The sequence below is a fragment of the Bifidobacterium sp. ESL0784 genome (genome assembly GCF_029433295.1).
Classification (GTDB): domain Bacteria; phylum Actinomycetota; class Actinomycetes; order Actinomycetales; family Bifidobacteriaceae; genus Bifidobacterium.
This window is the reverse complement of record NZ_JAQTHV010000004.1, coordinates 343542-362257: the sequence shown is the minus strand read 5'-3', so window position 1 is coordinate 362257 and position 18716 is coordinate 343542. Positions and strand designations below refer to the sequence as shown.

17 protein-coding genes are annotated in these 18716 nt (G+C 56.8%); 8 read left to right on the top strand and 9 right to left on the bottom strand.

All coding sequences use genetic code 11. The features are described from left to right. Nucleotides 1-25: 25 nt before the first annotated feature. From trpX to PT279_RS08090, 4 genes are all read left to right on the top strand, one after another. Nucleotides 26-1090, top strand: coding sequence for a tryptophan ABC transporter substrate-binding protein (gene trpX, locus PT279_RS08105; RefSeq protein ID WP_277166918.1), 1065 nt, complete (start codon nucleotides 26-28; stop codon nucleotides 1088-1090). Continuing rightward, a complete protein-coding gene (locus PT279_RS08100; protein WP_277166917.1) occupies nucleotides 1087-2010 on the top strand; it encodes an ABC transporter permease in 924 nt (307 codons plus the stop codon). Before trpX ends, PT279_RS08100 begins: the two co-directional genes overlap by 4 nt. Next, nucleotides 2007-2861 (top strand): ATP-binding cassette domain-containing protein, encoded by an 855-nt coding sequence (locus PT279_RS08095; RefSeq protein WP_277166916.1) that lies wholly within the window; start codon nucleotides 2007-2009, stop codon nucleotides 2859-2861. The genes PT279_RS08100 and PT279_RS08095 overlap by 4 nt, the downstream gene beginning before the upstream one ends. Nucleotides 2862-3108: 247 nt before the next feature. Further along, nucleotides 3109-3498 carry a phage holin family protein gene (locus tag PT279_RS08090; protein ID WP_277166915.1) on the top strand — a complete coding sequence of 130 codons (390 nt, stop codon included), beginning with the start codon at nucleotides 3109-3111 and terminating at the stop codon, nucleotides 3496-3498. 97 nt (nucleotides 3499-3595) lie between these two features. Here PT279_RS08090 and rpsD read toward each other — a convergent pair whose 3' ends face one another. From rpsD to PT279_RS08050, 8 genes are all read right to left on the bottom strand, one after another. Beyond that, complete coding sequence (gene rpsD / locus PT279_RS08085) at nucleotides 3596-4222, bottom strand: 30S ribosomal protein S4 (RefSeq protein ID WP_277166914.1); 627 nt, start codon at nucleotides 4220-4222, stop codon at nucleotides 3596-3598. Nucleotides 4223-4491: 269 nt separating this feature from the next. Beyond that, complete coding sequence (locus tag PT279_RS08080; protein ID WP_277166913.1) at nucleotides 4492-5790, bottom strand: pyrimidine-nucleoside phosphorylase; 1299 nt, start codon at nucleotides 5788-5790, stop codon at nucleotides 4492-4494. A gap of 12 nt (nucleotides 5791-5802) precedes the next feature. Then, nucleotides 5803-6756 (bottom strand): sugar-binding transcriptional regulator, encoded by a 954-nt coding sequence (locus PT279_RS08075; RefSeq protein ID WP_277166912.1) that lies wholly within the window; start codon nucleotides 6754-6756, stop codon nucleotides 5803-5805. After that, nucleotides 6753-7463 carry a purine-nucleoside phosphorylase gene (gene deoD, locus PT279_RS08070; protein ID WP_277166911.1) on the bottom strand — a complete coding sequence of 237 codons (711 nt, stop codon included), beginning with the start codon at nucleotides 7461-7463 and terminating at the stop codon, nucleotides 6753-6755. The genes PT279_RS08075 and deoD overlap by 4 nt, the downstream gene beginning before the upstream one ends. Before the next feature lie 161 nt (nucleotides 7464-7624). Further along, complete coding sequence (locus PT279_RS08065; protein WP_277166910.1) at nucleotides 7625-8812, bottom strand: phosphopentomutase; 1188 nt, start codon at nucleotides 8810-8812, stop codon at nucleotides 7625-7627. A gap of 2 nt (nucleotides 8813-8814) precedes the next feature. Beyond that, complete coding sequence (gene deoC / locus PT279_RS08060) at nucleotides 8815-9480, bottom strand: deoxyribose-phosphate aldolase (RefSeq protein ID WP_277166909.1); 666 nt, start codon at nucleotides 9478-9480, stop codon at nucleotides 8815-8817. Nucleotides 9481-9570: 90 nt separating this feature from the next. Continuing rightward, on the bottom strand, nucleotides 9571-10317 hold the full coding sequence (pnuC, locus tag PT279_RS08055; protein WP_277166908.1) for a nicotinamide riboside transporter PnuC: 747 nt from the start codon (nucleotides 10315-10317) through the stop codon (nucleotides 9571-9573). Nucleotides 10318-10604: 287 nt separating this feature from the next. Then, nucleotides 10605-13355 (bottom strand): UvrD-helicase domain-containing protein, encoded by a 2751-nt coding sequence (locus PT279_RS08050; protein ID WP_277166907.1) that lies wholly within the window; start codon nucleotides 13353-13355, stop codon nucleotides 10605-10607. Between the two features lie 283 nt (nucleotides 13356-13638). On the opposite strand from PT279_RS08050, the gene PT279_RS08045 reads away from it, so the two are divergent. Together PT279_RS08045 and PT279_RS08040 are read left to right on the top strand one after the other, a co-directional pair. Next, the gene (locus PT279_RS08045; protein WP_277166906.1) at nucleotides 13639-14217 is read left to right on the top strand and encodes a xanthine phosphoribosyltransferase; all 579 of its coding nucleotides are present in this window, start codon (nucleotides 13639-13641) and stop codon (nucleotides 14215-14217) included. Between the two features lie 454 nt (nucleotides 14218-14671). Further along, the gene (locus tag PT279_RS08040; protein WP_277167063.1) at nucleotides 14672-16006 is read left to right on the top strand and encodes a nucleobase:cation symporter-2 family protein; all 1335 of its coding nucleotides are present in this window, start codon (nucleotides 14672-14674) and stop codon (nucleotides 16004-16006) included. A gap of 155 nt (nucleotides 16007-16161) precedes the next feature. Here the strand turns inward: PT279_RS08040 and PT279_RS08035 are convergent, their stop codons facing one another. Further along, the gene (locus PT279_RS08035; protein WP_277166905.1) at nucleotides 16162-17334 is read right to left on the bottom strand and encodes an ArgE/DapE family deacylase; all 1173 of its coding nucleotides are present in this window, start codon (nucleotides 17332-17334) and stop codon (nucleotides 16162-16164) included. A 172-nt stretch (nucleotides 17335-17506) separates the two neighbouring features. Between PT279_RS08035 and PT279_RS08030 the strand changes: the two genes are divergently transcribed. Together PT279_RS08030 and PT279_RS08025 are read left to right on the top strand one after the other, a co-directional pair. Beyond that, nucleotides 17507-17851 (top strand): hypothetical protein, encoded by a 345-nt coding sequence (locus PT279_RS08030; protein WP_277166904.1) that lies wholly within the window; start codon nucleotides 17507-17509, stop codon nucleotides 17849-17851. A 116-nt stretch (nucleotides 17852-17967) separates the two neighbouring features. Then, entirely contained in the window at nucleotides 17968-18714 is a 747-nt protein-coding gene (locus PT279_RS08025) for a LytTR family DNA-binding domain-containing protein (RefSeq protein WP_277166903.1), read from the top strand. Nucleotides 18715-18716: the final 2 nt, after the last annotated feature.

The window sequence follows — 18716 nt, the reverse complement described above, 5'->3', positions numbered from 1 at the left end:
TAAAAGATTCGAGAGAAAAACCACCATGTCCGAAAAAGAACATCGTTCACAAAACACCGTGGTAACCGCAGCGGTTACGGCAGTGGCCGTGGTCGTCGTCGGTGTCGTCATGTATTTCGTCGGCGAGCACAGCGTGAAAAGCACCGCGACCAATACGGCCTCCACCGCGCAAACCCAGAAAGTCAAGAAAGTCGGCATCCTGCAGACCATGAGCCATCCGGCACTCGACCAGATCCACCAGGGAGTCATCGACGGCCTCAAAAAAGGCGGCTACGTCGAGGGCAAGAACCTCGAAGTCACCAGCATGAACGGCGAAGGCGACCAGAGCAAGCTCGCCACCATGAGCCAGCAGCTGGTCAACAAGAAGCCCGACGCCCTTTGCGGCATCGCCACCGGCGCCACGCAAGCGCTGTCCAACACCACCAAAGACATCCCGATCATGCTCGGCGCGGTCACCGACCCAGTCGCCGCGGGAGTGGTCAAGGATTTGAAGCACCCCGGCGGCAATATCACCGGCGTCTCCAACGTTCCCCCACTCAAGGCACAGCTGGAATTGGCGAAGAAACTCCTGCCGAAAGCCAAGTCTGTCGGTTTCCTCTATAACTCCGATGAAATCAATGCGAAATCTCAGGTCGAGCACGCTGACGCCATCGCGCAGAAGATGGGCTTGCAGACCAAGCGTTTCGCCGTGCCGACAAGCAACGAAATCGCCCAGACCGTGCAGATCATGAGCGACCAGGTCGATTTCATCTTCATTCCCAACGACAATGCCATCGCCAACGCCATGCCCACCGTCACCCAGGAGGCCAACAAGAAGCACGAACCCGTCATCGTAGCCGCCGACACCATGGTCAAGCAGGGAGCCGTTGCCACCATCGCCCCAAGTCAGTACGACTTCGGCCTGAAAACCGGGGAAATGATGGCTGATGTCCTGAGCGGCAAGAGCAAAACCGCGACCACGCCGGTCTACGTCTTCAACGGAGGCGACGTCTACATCAACAAGAAGGAAGCAGACCTCAACGGCATCACCGTGCCCGACTCGGTGATGAAGAACGCGAAGGTCGTCGGAGAGGAAGGCAGCAACAAATGATCATCTCATCCATCGGCCAGGGCATGCTCTGGAGCATGCTCGGCCTCGGCATCTTCATGACCTATCGCATCCTCGGATTCCCCGATATGACCACGGAAGGCTCGTTCCCGCTGGGAGGCGCAGTGTGCGTTGCGGCAATCACCATGGGCTTCAATCCGTTCCTCGCCACCCTGCTCGGCGTGCTGGCCGGCATGTGTGCCGGACTGGTGACCGGTCTGCTCTATACGAAAGGCAAGATTCCCGTGGTCCTCGCCGGCATTCTGGTGATGTCCGCCCTGAATTCCGTGATGCTCTTCATCATGAAATCGCCGAACCTCTCCCTGCTCAACCTGCCGAAGATCCAGGACGTGTTCCGCCCGCTGAATCTGCCGGAAAACTACGACACCGTCTTCATCGGCCTGCTGGCGGTCACCATCGTCATCGGCCTCATGTCCCTGTTCTTCAACACCGAATTCGGCCAGGCCTACATCGCCACCGGCGACAACGAATCAATGGCCAAATCCCTCGGCATCCATACCGAACGGATGACCAACGTCGGCCTCATGCTTTCCAACGGGCTGATCGCGCTTTCCGGGGCGCTCATCTCCCAACACGACGGTTACGCCGATGTGAGCAAAGGTGTGGGCACCATCGTCATCGGTCTCTCCTCCATCATCATCGGCGAGGTCCTCTTCGGCGAGCTCTCCTTCTTCCAGCGCATGCTCGCCACCGTGGTCGGCAGCATCATCTACCAGCTCCTGATCCTGCTAGTCATCCGCCTCGGCTTCGACACCACCTACCTGAAGTTCTTCTCGGCCGTCGTGCTCTCGCTGTGCATGCTCATCCCGCAGTTCAAGCGGGCGCTGCACCTGACCACAGGATTCGAAAAGTACTTCAAAAAGGATGACGCTGTGGTATCCAGCGGAAAGGCGAACGCATGAAAGACGAGACCTTGACCAAACCAAATAAAACCGACGACGTGTTGACGGCCAGCGCGGCTGAGGAACAAAGCGTCAGCAATCCCGCCGACATCCGACTCGCGGTCGAGCACTGCTCGGTGCGAGTCGACAACGGTATGGACGACACCAAGGAAATCCTCACCGACGCCAACCTCGCGGTGAAACCCGGCGATTTCATCACCGTGCTCGGCGGCAACGGCGCAGGCAAAAGCACCCTGTTCAATGTCATTGCCGGCGGCATCCACCCCACCACGGGGCGTGTTCTGATGAACGGCGAGGACATCACTTCGACCTCGCAGGAGACTCGCGCCAAATACATCGCCCGCGTCTTCCAGGATCCGAAAATGGGCACGGCACCTCGTATGACCGTCGCCGAAAACCTGCTGCTCGCCACCCGTCGAGGCCAACCACGACGCTTCAGGATGCGCGAGATGGCTGCCAACCATGGCCGTTTCTATGAGCTGTGCAAAGGCATCGGCAACGGGCTTGAGGAACATCTGAACACCCCCGCCGGCAACCTTTCCGGCGGGCAGCGCCAGGCGTTGAGCCTCATCATGGCGACCATCACCAAGCCCGACCTGCTGCTGCTCGACGAGCACACCGCGGCCCTCGACCCGAAGACGTCCAAGCAGCTCATGGCCATCACCGCAAGCACCATCAACGAGCAGAATCTGACCTGTCTGATGATCACGCACCGCCTCGATGACGCCCTCAAATATGGCAATCGTCTCATCGTGCTGCAAAAAGGCCAAATCGTCCGTGATCTGAATGCCCAGGAAAAGAAGAAACTGACGATGAACGACCTGCTCGAGTTCTTCGAGGACGGGTTCTAAAGACCCGAAGTCGTCGGCTTTCGAAATCGGCTTGTCGAAAACCTATCCAACTTCCGAAATAATTGGATACGGTATTCGTCAAGTCGATTTTTCGTTGTCATTCCGGCACTTTTCATCGATTATCCGTTCTGAATGACGCTTGATACTATTTTTGAAATCAGCCGGTTGGATTCAACCAATGGCGAATTGCTTGGAAAGGTTTGTGAAACCGAGGTTTTGGATTACCATCGTTTGTCATACTGGTCTTATGACACGATTTTTCACCCGTTGGATCATTCTGACCATCGCTGCGGCCGCGATGGTGCTGCTCATTCCCAGCATGCAGCCCATCGGCACTCCCCCGATTCTCGGCATCGCCGCGTTTGCACTGTTTTTGGCGCTGGTCAACGCGGTCGTCAAACCAATCCTCAACTGGGTCACACAGATACTCGCTCTCCCGCTTTCGATCATGACGCTGGGCGTCATTTCATTAATTCTGCTGCTGGTGGTCAACTGGCTGTGCATGCGCCTGGCTTCGTGGCTTGCGGTGTCGCTTTTCGGCGTAGGCGTCTTCATTTCAGGCTTCTTCGCCTCGATATTAGGCACGATTATCATGTCGATTGTCTCCGCCATCGTCGACGCCACCATCGGTGAATAAACAACCCGACATGACAACCCGACAACGCCAAGGGCCCTGTGAGTTTGAAACTCACAGGGCCCTTGCGGTATGTCCTAAAAGGAATGGGATTCAGAAATCAGCGAGCGTAGAACTCGACGACGTACTGAATGTTGACCTCGACCGGAATCTCTTTGGTTTCCGGCTTGCGGGTGAGTGTCGCCTTGAGCGAGGCGAGGTTGACGTCCAGATATCCGGGGACTGCGGGCAGCACATCGCGGTGCACGCCTTCAGCGGCGATCTGGAAGGGAACCATGGTCTGGCTCTTCGGCTTGACCTGGATGGTCTGGCCAGGCTTGACGCGGTAGGACGGACGGTCCACCACGTTGCCGTCGACCATGATGTGACGGTGCACGACATACTGGCGTGCCTGGGCGGTCGTGCGGGCGAAGCCTGCGCGAAGCACCAGGGCGTCGAGACGGGTCTCGAGATCGATGAGCATTGCATCGCCGGTCTGGCCCTTGGTGTGGGTGCCCTTTTCATAAGCTGCACGAAGCTGCTTCTCGGAGACGCCGTACTGGGCGCGCAGACGCTGCTTCTCGCGCAGACGAACCGCGTAATCGGATTCGGTGCGGCGACGCGTGCGGCCATGCTCACCAGGAGCGTACGGACGCTTCTCGAAGATGCGCTGAGCCTTGGGGGTCAGTGCGATGCCGAGGGCACGCGAAAGGCGCACCTGACGGCGAGAACGCTGAATGTTGGTCATTCTGTTGTTCCTTTGTATTCTGTCGTTATCTGAACGGAACGCGGAATCACGAGAAACCGCGCTGAGCCGGGCCTCTCCAGTGCTTCAAGGCGCCAAGCGCCAACGACATCATCACCTTCGTGAGGAAGCCGCCGACCCACTGATGGGCTAAGACTCCAGATAATGCCCGCCTTATGGCAGACACAAGCTTTTATTTTACTCGCATACCATGGACGTGTGCCCCGTCGAGTTGGACGGGGCACACGTGAATTCGAATCAGCCAGGCATCACTACTTGATGATCTTGTAGATCATGGGATAAGGCTCGGCCTTGTCGCCGATCTTGATGCAGCTATACAGCAGTTCCTTGATGTCATCCACATCCTCACGGTCGCTGCAGATGGTCAGCAAGGATTCGCCTTCGCCGACCTTGTCGCCGACCTTCTTGTTGAGCTCGATGCCGACACCGTAATCCAGCTTGTCATCGGCCTTCTCGCGTCCGCCGCCGAGCTTCATGCTGGCGATGCCGACCTCGTCGGCAAGCATCTGTGAGACATAGCCGCTGGACTTAGCGGGCAGGTCGATGCGGTACTTCGCATGCGGCATGATGCTGTAATCGTCGACGACCCGACCGTCGCCGCCTTGCGCGACGACCATGGCCCGGAACCGGTCAAGCGCCGAACCGTCTTCGATGGTCTTGACGAGCATGGCTCGCGCCTCGTCTTCGTTGTCAGCTTTCTTGCCGAGAACGACCATGTAGCTGCCCAGGGTGAGCACCAGCTCGAGCAGATCCTTGGGGCCCTTGCCTTTCAAGGTATCGAAGGTCTCCTCGATTTCAAGGGTGTTGCCGACCTTGCGGCCCAGAGGCTGGCTCATGTCGGAGATGACCGCCATGCATTGCATGCCGACGCCTTTGCCGATCTCGACCAACGCCTTCGCCAGTTCCTCGGACTTCGGCAACGTCTTCATGAACGCGCCGGCCCCGGTTTTGACGTCGATCACCAAGGCATCGGTGCCGGAGGCGATCTTCTTGCTCATGATGGAGCTAGCGATCAGCGGAATCGAATCGACCGTGTCCGTGACGTCACGCAAGGCATAGATCTTCTTGTCGGCGGGGGCGATGTTGCCCGTCGCGCCGATGATCGCGAGCTTCTCGCGCTTGACCTGATCGATGAAGTCCTTTTCGCTGATTTCGACCTGGTAGCCGGGGATGGCTTCAAGCTTGTCAAGCGTACCGCCGGTATGGCCCAGACCACGCCCTGAAATCATCGGGACGGGAATACCTGTGGCCGCCACCATGGCAGCGAGCGGCAGGCTCACCTTGTCGCCGACCCCGCCGGTGGAATGCTTGTCCACCTTGATGCCAGGAATACCGGAAAGGTCAAGCCGATCGCCCGAGTTCATCATGTCCAGCGTAAGCTGGGAGCGCTCGTGATCGTTCATGTCCTTGAAATAGATCGACATCAGCAGGGCGCTGGTCTGGTAATCGGGAATCTCCCCGCTGACCACACCGTCGACGAAGAATTTGATCTCCTCGTCGCTCAGCTCTCCGCCGTTCCTTTTCTTGTCGATAACATCAACCATTCGCATCGTTGCAACACCTCAATCTTCATAAGTTAATAATTCCTGGGCTATCGCCTGATCAACGATGAATTCGTTGGCGTATCCCGCTTTCATCACCGCGTAAATGACAGGAGCCTTGAGGATTCCGGCAGCCACCGCAATCGAATGCTCCTTGTTCTTCAGGTCCGCCAGCCCAATCCCTACGGTCCGGTCGTTCAGATCCTTATTGACGACCTTGCCGTCCTTGTCGATAAAACGCGATACGGCATCGCCTACGGCAGCCTGCTTCAACGCCGCCTTCTGTTTGGCGTTGAAGTATCCAAGCTGAAACAGCAACGCGTCGTTGCGCACGGTGCCGACGCTGTAAAGGGCGATATTGGCCTTTTTGCCGAGCTCGAGGGTCTGCTTGATGAAACGGTCGCGTTCCACGATCTCCTTGGTCACCTTGCTGTCAAAAAACGGCGGCAACGGAAGGAAATGCGGGGTCGCGCCCAAGGCCGAAGCCAGTTCGGTGACGCTTTCATCGGCATACGTGTCCTGATAGCGTATATTGATGCCGCCCTTGAGCTGGACGACCGTGGTGTCCTCCACCGGATGTCTGTTCAGATGGGTGGTGACGCAATGAATGGTCTTGCCCCATCCCAAGCCGATGATGTCACCCGGCTTGATCATCTGCATCAGATGCTGCGCGGTGTAGGCGCCGATGCTGGCCAACGTGGAGACCTCGCCGTTGTAATTGTTGGGAACAACGTGGATATCGCGATGGTATTTCTCAATCAGCCGCTCGTTGAGGTCGCCGGCGTCGATGAAGGGATCGTCGATCTCGATCTTCAGCACCCCGGTTTCCCTTGCCATTTTCAGCAGCCGGGAAACCGTCGGCCTCGAAACCCCCATGCTATGGGCGATTTCGGTCTGCCCGAGACCGTCCTCGTAATACAGCCTGGCGGCGGTGATGCTCTGTTTCAGCTTCTTCTTGTCGTATCGCTCACTCATGATTGCTGATAAGCCACCTCCAGGCAGATTTCAATCATTTCGTTGAAAGTGGTCGCACGCTCTTCGGCGCTCAGACCTTCATTGGTGCCAATCATATCGCTGACAGTTGAGATGGCCAATGCCTTGACATGGTGCTTGGATGCGAGCAGGTAAAGGCCCGCCGCCTCCATTTCCGCGCCCATGATGCCGTAATCGGCGAGCTTGTCGATATCGAGCTCGTCATCGTAGAAACGGTCTTCGGAGAGGATGTTGCCGACCTTCACCGAGATTCCCCTGGCTTTCGCCACCTGATAGGAATCCTCAAGCAGCCCGAAGTCCGCAGTAGGTGCAAAATAGACGCCCTGGCCGAAGGTGTTGTGGATGATGGAGGAGTCGGTGCTGGCGCTTTGGGCGATGAGGATGTCGCGAAGTTTGACGTCCTTGCCCAGGCCTCCGCACGACCCGACGCGGATCAGGTTCTTCACTCCAAAGTCCTTGATGAGCTCGGTGGTGTAGATCGACAGCGAGGGAATGCCCATGCCTGTGGCCTGCACGGAAACTGGCTTGCCCTTATACGTGCCGGTGTAGCCGAACGCGTTGCGCACGGTGTTGTAACGCTTGGGATCGGTCAGGAAGTTCTCCGCGATGTACTGGGCGCGCAGCGGGTCTCCTGGCATCAATACGGTTTCCGCGATATCGCCGCGTTGTGCATCAATATGAGTGCTCATTACAAATCTCCTTTAATTTGCATCGGCCACTGATCGAAAGTGGCCAAAAATATTAATTTGGTATCAATTCCGACGTACCGCAGTCCGTTGAAAACGTCGAGACGGCACGCGGAATTATATACCAATATGTTTATTTATATATAGATACTGCTTGGTTGGGATCAGTTGAGTTCCGAAAGGAAGCTGGTGCCCGGCATGTCGGTTTCCACACCGAAATTGTCGAGAACGGTGGCGCCGTAATCGGAGAAGGTCGTACGGGTGCCGAGGCTTTGCGGATGCTTCATGCTCGGCGAATAGGCCAGCAGCGGCACATATTCCCTGGTGTGGTCCGTGCCCTTGAAGCAGGGATCGTTGCCATGGTCGGCGGTGATCATCAGCAGGTCGTCATCGCGCATATTGTCGATGACCGTGCCCAGGCGACGATCCAGGTCCATCAAGGCATTGCCGTCACCTTCCGGGTTGCGCCGGTGGCCGTACATGGCATCGAAATCGACCAGGTTGGTGAAGCAGAAACCGGTGAAGTCCTGCGTCATGACGTGGTCGAGATGGTCCATACCGTCCATGTTGCTCTGATTGTGATAGCCCTCGTCGATGCCCTGGCCGGAGAAGATGTCGTTGACCTTGCCGATGCCGATAGTCTTGAAGCCGGCTTCCTGCAGCTTGTCCAGATCGGTGGGGCCCAACGGCTTCAAGGTGAAGTCGTGACGGTTCGCGGTGCGGGTGAAATGGCCTTTGCCGCTGCCGACATACGGGCGCGCGATGATGCGGCCGACGATGTATTTCGGTCCGTTGACCAGGCTGCGGGCGTATTCAGAGATCCGGTAAAGCTCTTTGACGGGGATGATGTCCTCATGCGCCGCGATCTGCAGCACGGAATCACCGGACGTGTAGATGATCAGGTCACCCGTCTTCATCTGGTGTTCGCCCAGCTCCTCGAGAATCTGCGTGCCGGATTCGGGACGGTTGCCTACGATCTTTCGTCCGGAGAATTTGGAAATCGGATCGAGGATGTCATCCGGGAAGCCGTTCGGGAAGAAGCTCAGTTGCTGGGTGACGGGGAGACCCATCATTTCCCAGTGGCCGGACATGCTGTCCTTGCTCACCGAGACCTCTTCCATCTTGCCGAAGCAGCCGATGGGATGCTCGGCCGCAGGCACGCCTTCGATCGGGGTATCCCTCAGGTTCGAAATGCCGAGCTTTGCGAAATTCGGCAGATGAAGCTTGCCATCGAAGAACTTGCCGATGGTGCCCAAGGTGTCGGAACCTTCGTCACCGAACTTTGCGGCATCAGGCGCTGCACCCGTGCCGATGGAATCCATAACCAAGCCAAAAATACGATTGTATTTCATAATCAGTTCTCCGCTCCCTCAAGAATCTTGATGGTGGCGCTGACACCCAAACGGCTTGCGCCCGCATCGATCATCTGCATGGCCTCTTCATAGCTGTGGATGCCGCCGGACGCCTTGACGCCCAAGCGATCGCCGACGGTCTGACGCATCAGCGCGACATCCTCGGCCTTGGCACCGGCCGAGCTGAAACCGGTCGAGGTCTTGACGAAATCGGCCCCGGCCTTTTCGCTGAGCTGGCAGGCGCGCACTTTCTGGTCATGGTCGAGGAACGAGGTCTCGATGATGACCTTCAGCAGCTTGCCGGAGGCATGCACGGCATCGGCGACGGCCTTGATGTCAGCTTCGACGTTGTCGTCGGCACCGGCGATCAGTTCGCCGACGTTGATGACCATGTCGATTTCCTCGGCACCGTCCTTAATGGCCTGCTGGGCTTCGAACACCTTGGAAGCGGTGCTCGTGGCTCCCAGCGGGAAGCCGACCACGCAGCAGGTGTTGATGTCGGTGCCGGCCAGCTGCTCGGCGACCAGCGGGGCCCAATACGCGTTGACACACACGGAAGCGGTGTTGTACTGTTTGGCTTCATCGCAGATCTTGACGATATCGGCCTTGGTGGCGTCGGCCTTCAGATAGGTATGGTCGATATATTTTGCCAATGTTGCTTTGTTCATATTATTTTTACCTCTTGTTCTGTGGGTTTTGGTCGCCGTATTTGCCGCCTTGGGACTGATACGGCGACCCGTGGGGATGACAATAAACTATCAGGCTTTCGCTACTTCGCTGTTGGCGTTGCCTGCCTTGTGCCAGATGCTGAAGAACTGACCGTAGATCGCGGTGGCGGTGTACATGAGCGTGCTGACGAGCATCGGCAACGCGGACGGGCTGTAGCCGTCCTTGAGGGCATAGAACCAAAGGACGACGTTGACGATATCTTCAGCGAGCCACAGGGTGTAGGTGTTGGAGACGTGCATCACGCACAGCACTGAAGCCGTGGCGCCGAAGGAAAGCACCAACGAGTCGACCGCCGGCTGCGAGTCCTTGAGAATGCGGGCGACCTGGAAGAGGATGATCCATTCGACGAGGATGGCCGCGATGGTGACCATCCAGCCCTTGAGATGCAGCTTGCGCACCTTGGCGCCGAAGTCCTCGCCCCAGGTCCTCCACTTCATCATCAGCGGGATATCGATGGCGCAGGCGAAGATGAGCTGATCGATGACGCTCCACCAATGGTGGGCAAACAGGTTGACGGTGACGAAACCGAAGACACTGATCAAGCCAAGAAGCCCGTTGATAGGCGCTCCCACCATCATGTAAACGGTGCAACCCAGACCGACCACGGTGGCTAGATAGGTGATGATGGCCTGCCATGTAATCGGGTTGGTGACCAGCAATGCCGTCTGGAAGCCGATGCCGAAGAACCAGATCATGGCTGCAACCAGATTGATCTTCTTGAATTCCGCACCAAGCCATTGAATATAATTGCCTTGGAATGTCTCTTGCGTAGGCATATACAAATCCTTTCGCCATTAAAAAGTTTTGCGACCGCAATTCGGTCTCGTTGGCCGAACTAATGTCAGAATATCACTTTTTTTACAAATGTAAAGTTTTTAAATTGAACTTTTGTTCTGTAGGCGGTTCGGAAAAATAAAGGCTTGTGCAGGGCAACACTTGGATGAAATGAGGGCCCGCACTGCGGAAGACAGTGCGGGCCCTCATTTGAGGATGGGCTCCCAATCCCCTTGAAATTGGGGATTCGAACGTTTAAGGCGTTTCCCCCGAAAGCAGGGAAATCAATTTATAGCTTCTCGATGGGGGCGACGCGGAGCATCAGGCGCTTGACGCCGTCCGAGCCGAAGTCGACCGTGATAATCGAATTACGGCCTTTGTCCTGCGTGTCAACGACGGTCCCCAAGCCGTACTGGTCGTGGGTGATCTTATCGCCGATGCTGAAATCGGAGATGTCCAGCTTGTTGTCTTTTTTGAGGCTTGACGCGGGCACCGAACGAGATGCGGATTTCGGCGTGGTACGGCGAGTGGTCACTTTGCCGCCGCGGGTATGAGAGCCGGAGCCATACGACGATGAGCCGTATGAGGACCCTCCGGAGGAATGCGAACCGTATCCTGAGCGCGATGACGAGCTGCGATAGCCGGAACCCTTGCCATAGAGGGAATGGGTTCCTGAACGCGAGCCATTGGAGGAACCGTAACTCGAACGGGAACCATACGATGAGCCGGAACCATAAGAAGAGCCCGAATGCGAACCGTATCCGGAACGACCAGCGCCATAACCGGAACGGCCGGAACCACGCGAACCGCCATATGAGGACGAGCTTAAACCGCCGAATGTAGAACCCGACGAGAAGCCGTCGCCATCTTCCCAACCGCCGAATTCATCGTCGAAATCGCTGTCTCCGCTCCCCGTGCTCCAGCCGGAACGCATGCGTTCGACACCGGCCTCACGGCGCTTCCATTCAATCAGATCGTCGGGAATCTCATCAAGGAACTGGCTTGGCATCATATCGTTGGCCTGCCCCCATTGCGAGCGCACGGCCGCACGCGTGACGTAAAGCCGCTGCTTGGCGCGCGTGATGCCCACATATGCCAGACGCCGCTCCTCCGAGAGCTCCTGCTCGTCCTCAAGCGAGCGCGAATGCGGGAATGTTCCCTGTTCCATGCCGGTGAGGAACACAACCGGGTATTCAAGGCCCTTGGCCGTGTGAAGGGTCATCAGCGTGACCTTGCCTGAATCCTCCCCCTCGCCGGGCAGCTGGTCGGAATCGGCGACCAATGCCGTGGTCTCGAGGAATCCGGAAAGCGTGGCGTCCGGGGTCTTCTGCTCGAATTCGGCTGCGACGGACTGCAACTGCGAAAGGTTCTCGACGCGAGACTCGTCCTGCGGATCGGTGGAGCGCTGCAGTTCCTCAAGCAGTTTGGATTCGCTGAGCACTTGCGCGACAATTTCGGACGGCTTGGAATCATGGTCGGAGGCGAACTGCATCAGGCCGCGCATCAGGTCTCGGAATTCGCCGAGTTTGGTGCGCGTGCGCGTGGGCAAATCGGGAATCTCATCCATGTGGTCGATACCACCCCAGAACGGCACATCGTGTGCTTCGGCATAGGCCGCGACCATGAATTCGGCGCGCGCTCCAAGCCCACGCTTGGGAGTGTTCATGATGCGCCGCATGTTGACGCTGTCGGCAGGGTTGGTAATGGCCTGCAGGTAGGCGATGGCGTCCTTGACCTCACGACGTTCGTAGAATTTCGTGCCACCGACGAGCTGGTAAGGAATACCTGCGTTGATCAGCGCTTCCTCAAGCGCGCGGGACTGCGCGTTGGCGCGGTACATGATGGCGATATCGGAATAGCGATATCCGTTTTCGCTTTTGAGATTGGCGATTTCGTTGGCGATCCAGCCGCCTTCCTGCTGCGCGTTATCGGCGGCATAGCCGACGATCGGCTCCCCTTTGCCGAGCGAGGTCCACAGCTTCTTGGGTTTGCGCCCGGTGTTCTTAGAGATGACGGCGTTGGCCGCGTCGAGGATGGTCTGGGTGGAGCGGTAGTTCTGCTCGAGCATGATGGTCAGAGCACCCGGGAAGTCCTTTTCGAAGTCCTGGATATTGCTGATATCTGCGCCACGGAAAGCATAAATTGACTGGTCGGAATCACCGACGACCGTCACCCATGCCGGGCCTTCGCGCCCTGCGACTGCCCGATTTCCAGCCTCCGAACCCAACGCCGGCCGATTGGCGCTATCGATGCCGGAAAGCTCGCGGACCAGCTGATATTGCGCGTGGTTGGTGTCCTGATATTCGTCGACCAGGATGTAACGGAATTTGTGGTGGTAGTAATCCGCGACCTCTGGATGGTCATGCAGTAGCTCGACGGTGCGCACAATCAGATCGTCGAAATCGACGGCGTTCGCGGCGGCAAGCCGGTGCTGATATTCTGCGTAGACCACGGCGTAAAGCGCTTCGGCGTTGTCGTAACGGCCCAATTGATAGCCCTGCTGGCCGGGCGTATAATCCGGCGCGTAGGTCTTGAGCAGTTCCTTCCAGCCGACCAGCTTGTTCTTGTAATCGGAAATCTGCCCTAGGATGGCGCGCGGCGTATAGCGCTTCAGATCGATGTTGAGGCTGGTGGCGATGAGCTTGACCAACCGTTGGCTGTCGGCGCTGTCGTAAATGGAAAAACCGGAATTGAGACCGATAGTCTTGCCGTCACGTCGCAAAATGCGCACACAGGCGGAATGGAACGTCGAAATCCACATATGCTCCGCCACCGGGCCAATCAGCGCCTCCAGACGTTCGCGCATTTCGGCGGCGGCCTTGTTGGTGAAGGTGATGGCCAGAATCTGGCTGGGCCATGCGCCAAATTGCGAAAGAATCCATGCCACGCGACGGGTGAGCACGCGGGTCTTTCCCGACCCCGCTCCTGCACCGATCAGCAGCGCGGGCCCGCGATACTGCACCGCCTTCGCCTGCTGCTCATTCAGGTCACCGACCAGTTCCTCGGCGCTTCGTGCAATCAAATCCGGATCCTGTGCCACACCCATATCCCTTCGAAAAAGCCGTTTTGCGAGCGCCCTTCATCTAAGCTCACCCGCCTGCCATAGGACTTCATTTCTATCACACCAGCTGGTCTTGGAAATACGGATGATGAATGGGCAATAAGGAATAAATACGGTCAGGAAAACCCAAAAGCACAAACACGACAACTGGTTCGAACTCGACTGGACACTCGTCACCTCCCATGATTATGCTCATAGACCATATATGCGCTTTGCATGGGGCATCGGCGCAATAATCTACCGACGAAAACGAGAGGATGATATGAAGGAACTTGAAGACAGGATTCGTCGGGACGGAACTGTCAAACCGGGAGACGTGCTCAAGGTCGATGCCTTCCTCAACCACCAGTGCGACGTGACGCTGTTCGACCACATGGGTGCGGAATGGGCACGCATCTTCGCCGGCAAGAAAATCGATAAGATTCTCACGATCGAGGCCAGCGGCATCGGCATCGCCTGCATCGCAGCGCAGCATTTCGGCAATGTTCCCGTCGTCTTCGCCAAGAAGACCCAGTCCATCAACCTCGACGGCGATCAGTACACCGCACGGGTCTATTCCTATACGAAACAAAAGGAATTCCCGGTCATCGTCTCGAAGCGTTTCTTGACCGAAGGTGAACACGTTCTCCTGATTGACGATTTCCTCGCCAACGGCAAGGCCATGCACGGGCTCATCGACATCTGCAAGGAAGCCGGCGTGGTCATCGAAGGCATCGGCATCGCCATCGAAAAGGGCTTCCAGCGTGGCGGCAAAGAGCTGCGCGAAGCCGGCTACGACGTCGCTTCGCTTGCCATCGTCAAGGCCATGGACGGCGAGAAAGGAACCGTCGAATTCGCTTAAATCTGCTTAAGCTCGTTTGCGTTTTCATTATTTTGTAGCATAAATCGAAAATCTCACAAAACGATTTGTCCGAAATATACTTTTCGGCGGCCGTTTTTTGTTTTTGTTATCGAAACAGCTAAATTCCTGTCAAGAAACACCATAAAAGACACTGCCCACTACCGGGCGTAGACTTTTGGGCTATCAGCACTATCTCAATTTCATCAGGAAAAGAGACCCTTTGAGCACTGATCAGCACAGCACCCAAAACGGGGCCAAATCAACAAATATCACCCAAACAAATAACGAAGGTCCGGCTGCAGGCAATGTAGCAACGACTCCATCAACCGCACAGACCTCATCCGGCGGAAAACCGGCTTCGGGACTTGCATTCCACCTGCCATGGCGCAAACACGACGATGAAGAGTCCGGAGCAGGCGAGCCCGAACAGCCAAAGCCCAGCACCGAAGAAGCACTGACCAGCCTTGACGGGCAGATTTCCTTCTGGCGGGGCATCCCCTTCGGCCTGCAGCATGTCATGGCGATGTTCGTTGCCAATCTCGCCCCGATCTTCCTGGTGACCGCAGCGGCACACCTGACGCCGGCCCAGTCGGCGATGATCATCCAGAACGGCCTGTTGGTGGCCGGCCTCGGCACCTGCCTTCAGCTTTACCCGCTTTGGCGAGTCGGCAGCCGCCTGCCCATGGTCACCGGCATTTCCTTCACCTATGTCGCCGCCGCCACCGCCATTGTCGGCAAACAGGGCTATGGGGCACTTGTCGGTGCCGTCATCATCGGCGGACTGCTCGAACTGGTTCTGGGCCTGACGGCGCAATTTTGGAAGAAATACGTGCCGCCGATCGTCTCGGCTATTGTGGTGACCTCGATCGGGTTCTCGTTGCTTTCCACGGGCGCTTCCTCGTTCGGCGGCGGGGCGGGCACAAAAGACTTCGGCAGCTGGCAGAACCTTACGCTGGGCCTCATTTCACTCGTCGCGTGTCTTGCCTTCCAATTGCTGATGAAGGGTACCATCAAGCAGCTTTCCATCCTTTTCGGCCTGGTCGTGGGTTATATCGTCGCTATCTTCTTTGGCAAGGTCGATTTCTCGGGCTTTGAACATCTGCAGGTCGTCAGCATCCCCCATTTCATGCCGTTCGCACCCACGTTCGATATCGGTTCCATCATCTCCTTCGCGCTGCTGTATGTCGTCTCCTCCGTCGAGGTCTTGGGCGACACCGCGGCGCTTTCGCAGGTCGGCCTCAACCGCCTGCCCACCGACAGGGAGACTTCCGGAGCCATCGCCGGCGACGGCCTTATCTCAACCGTTTCCGGCCTGTTCGGCTGTCTGCCGCTGACGTCATTTGCCCAGAACATCGGTCTGGTGGCGGTCACCAAAGTGGTCAACCGCAAGGTCATTCTCTCCGGCGGGTTCATCCTCATCCTCGCCAGCTTTGTGCCAGCCGTGGCACAGCTGTTCAATTCAATGCCGCAGGCTGTGCTCGGCGGCTGCACCATCATGATGTTCGGCAACATCATCCTCTCAGGTTTCCAGATGATCGCCGAGGCGGGATTCAGCCAACGCAACACCACCATTGCGGCGCTTTCGCTGACCATCGGTATCGGCTTCACGCAGGTCGGCGGCATCTTCGCCAATTTCCCGCAGCTCTTCCAGTCGATTTTCGCCACGAACTGCATTGCCGTCTCGTTCGTGGTTGCGGTCATTTTCAACGCCGTGCTCCCCAGTGAATCCCATTTCCTGGTCAATGCGCACAACGGTTCCGAGGAAGACACCGCCGAAACCAAGGATTGAAAGAACGAACCTTTCGATCCTAAAAATCGGCCGATCGGAAAACCTTATATAGCCGATATGGCCTCACCGAAATCCGTATACCCGGTGAGGCCATATCATTTTTGCGTTTGTACCAGCTAAAACAGACGGCACAAACCAATGTCGAAAGCGACGCGCTACTTTTCGATGCCCATGTACTCGTCGATGATGTCCTCGTAGATACCGATGAAGTCGAAGTACATCGCCTTTGGCAGGCTTTCGTTGACGCAGTGCATGGTGTCGTTGCCCGGCCCGAACATCACATAGGCGGTGTCCTTGGGACTGTCGAGCAGCAGCACGCTGCCGTCGGTGCCGCCGGAGACGCCGAACATCGGGATCTCGCCCGGCTTGCCCTGCTCCTTCAGGTGCCGCTCCCCCACGGACCTGACGACGTCGACGAGTTTGGCATCCTTGGGCCCGATGGCCGGGCTGATATCCATGGTGACCTCGTAGGAGACGCTCGCCTTGTGGCTCTCGTTGAACTTCTTGACTTCGTCGTCCAAAATCGCGAGAATCTCCTTGTTGTTGAACTCGGGGATGATACGCATGTTAACCTCGGCATTGGCGGACTCCGGGATCGCGTTGACCTGCTGGCCGCCGCGAATCACGTCGATGTTGAAGACGGTGTCGCCGAGGTCCGGGTTGCTCCTGCCCGCCGCGGCGTCCTTGATACGCTTGGAGATGACGTCGAGGAATTCAATGAGGTTCTCCACGGCGTTGATCCCCAGCTGCGGCGTGGAGCTGTGCGCGGCCTTGCCCTTCATCGCGATGTTGAGATTGAGCTCGCCTTTGGTGGCGTAGACGATGTTATAGCCGGAGGGCTCGCCGACCAGCAGAGCCTGCACGCCCTTCATATACCCCTGCTCATAAAGGGCCGCCGCACCCGGCATGCCGACCTCTTCGCCCGCGGTGGCCAGGAAACGCACGGTGCCGTGCATCTGATCCTCGTGCTTCTTCAAATCAAGCATCGCGAAGACCATGGCGGCAAGCCCGGCCTTCATATCAGTCACGCCGCGCCCGTAAATCAGATCGCCGTCCTCGACGACCTCGAACGGATCGGTTTTCCAGCCTTCCTGCTGCGCAGAAACGGTGTCCATATGACCGGTGATGCCGAGCACCGGCTCTCCGTGGCCGAGCTGTGCGACCAGGTTGGCGCGCGTCGGATCCTCCTCAAGCGGCAGGACCTTGCAGGGCACGCCGGCACGATCGAAAATGGCCTTGATCTCGTCAGCGACCACCTTCTCGTTGCCGTTCTCGGTATGCAGCCCGACGAACTTTTTGAGCAGGTCCATGGCTTCGTTTTCATTCATATTGTCTCCTTTCGAAAGCGACCATTCGCTTCGACCATTAAATCATGCCCTACCGGTCTTTTATTCCAAGCGGAAACGATTTTTGATGAAAGCAAATAAAAACACCTTGAGTTTCGGTAGGTGTACACTTCATGAGTTGTTGCTTATACAAAAGAAAAGTTGGTGATATTTTATGGAAATCGGATCGTTAGCAGAATGGGCCACCGCCGTCGCCGAGACTGCAGCAGTCTTGGTCGCACTGTTCCTGCCCTATTTCGAACGCCGTAATGAGAATCGCAAAAGTACAAGAAACCTCAAAATCATGCTGCAGGGAATCGTCAAACGGGCATTGGCGGAAAACGACCCGAAATCCTTGGAGAACTTCATCAACATCTCGACGTTCACCGATGCCGGCACTCGCGACAAGGAAACACTCGACATCGCCCGTCAGATACTCGACCTCTTCCATGCAGAGGGTATGAAAACAACGCGACGCAATGAGGAAATCAATGCCTTGCTCAAGGAAATTCAACCGTGACCAGACATAATTCGCGTTCCAATCAATTCTGACTCATCTTCCTCGGCATTTCGACATCATTGCGGAAATAGACTACAATTGGCTAATAGTTCAATGAATATACCAATTGAGATATCATGTTACGTTTAGCCATTGCCGAAGATAATGCCAATGATGTGCAGAAGCTTCGTGATTGCATTGCACGCTATGCCGCAGATCATGGCCTGCAATACAACATTCATGCCTTCAGCGACGGTGTGAATCTGGCGGAGGAATACCGTCCTGAATTCGACATCATTTTTCTGGATATCGAGATGCCGCTGCTGGACGGCATCAGCACGGCGCGCAGGATTCGAGAATCCGACCCCTCGGTCATCATCGTCTTCACCACCAACCTTGCCCAGTATGCCATTACCGGTTATGAGGTCAACGCCTTCGATTACCTGCTCAAGCCCATCACCTACCCCTCCTTCAGCAGCCACTTCGAACGCATCCTGTCGAACATCCCGTCCCGCGACGAGGGCAAGGCCATCGTCATCACCGCAAGGACCGGCAGCGCAAGGGTATTGACAGACGACATCGTGTGGATCGAGAGCAGGGGCCATCTGCTGACCTTCCATACGATCAATGGGGTGTACCAATCCAGCGCGCAAAGCCTGAAATCGTTGTATTCGCAGCTCAGGGAGCAGGATTTCTTTCAGTGCAACAAGGGTTGTCTGGTCAATCTGAAATTCGTCGAACGCGTCGAACACGATGAAGTGGTATTGGTCAGAACCGCTCATCCGGCGGATGAGAGGAATCAGCCGGTCAGGCTGCAGGTGAGCCGGGCGCGGCATGGACCGCTCATCCAAGCTCTGGGAGATTCCATTGCAAAAAGCTGCTAGAA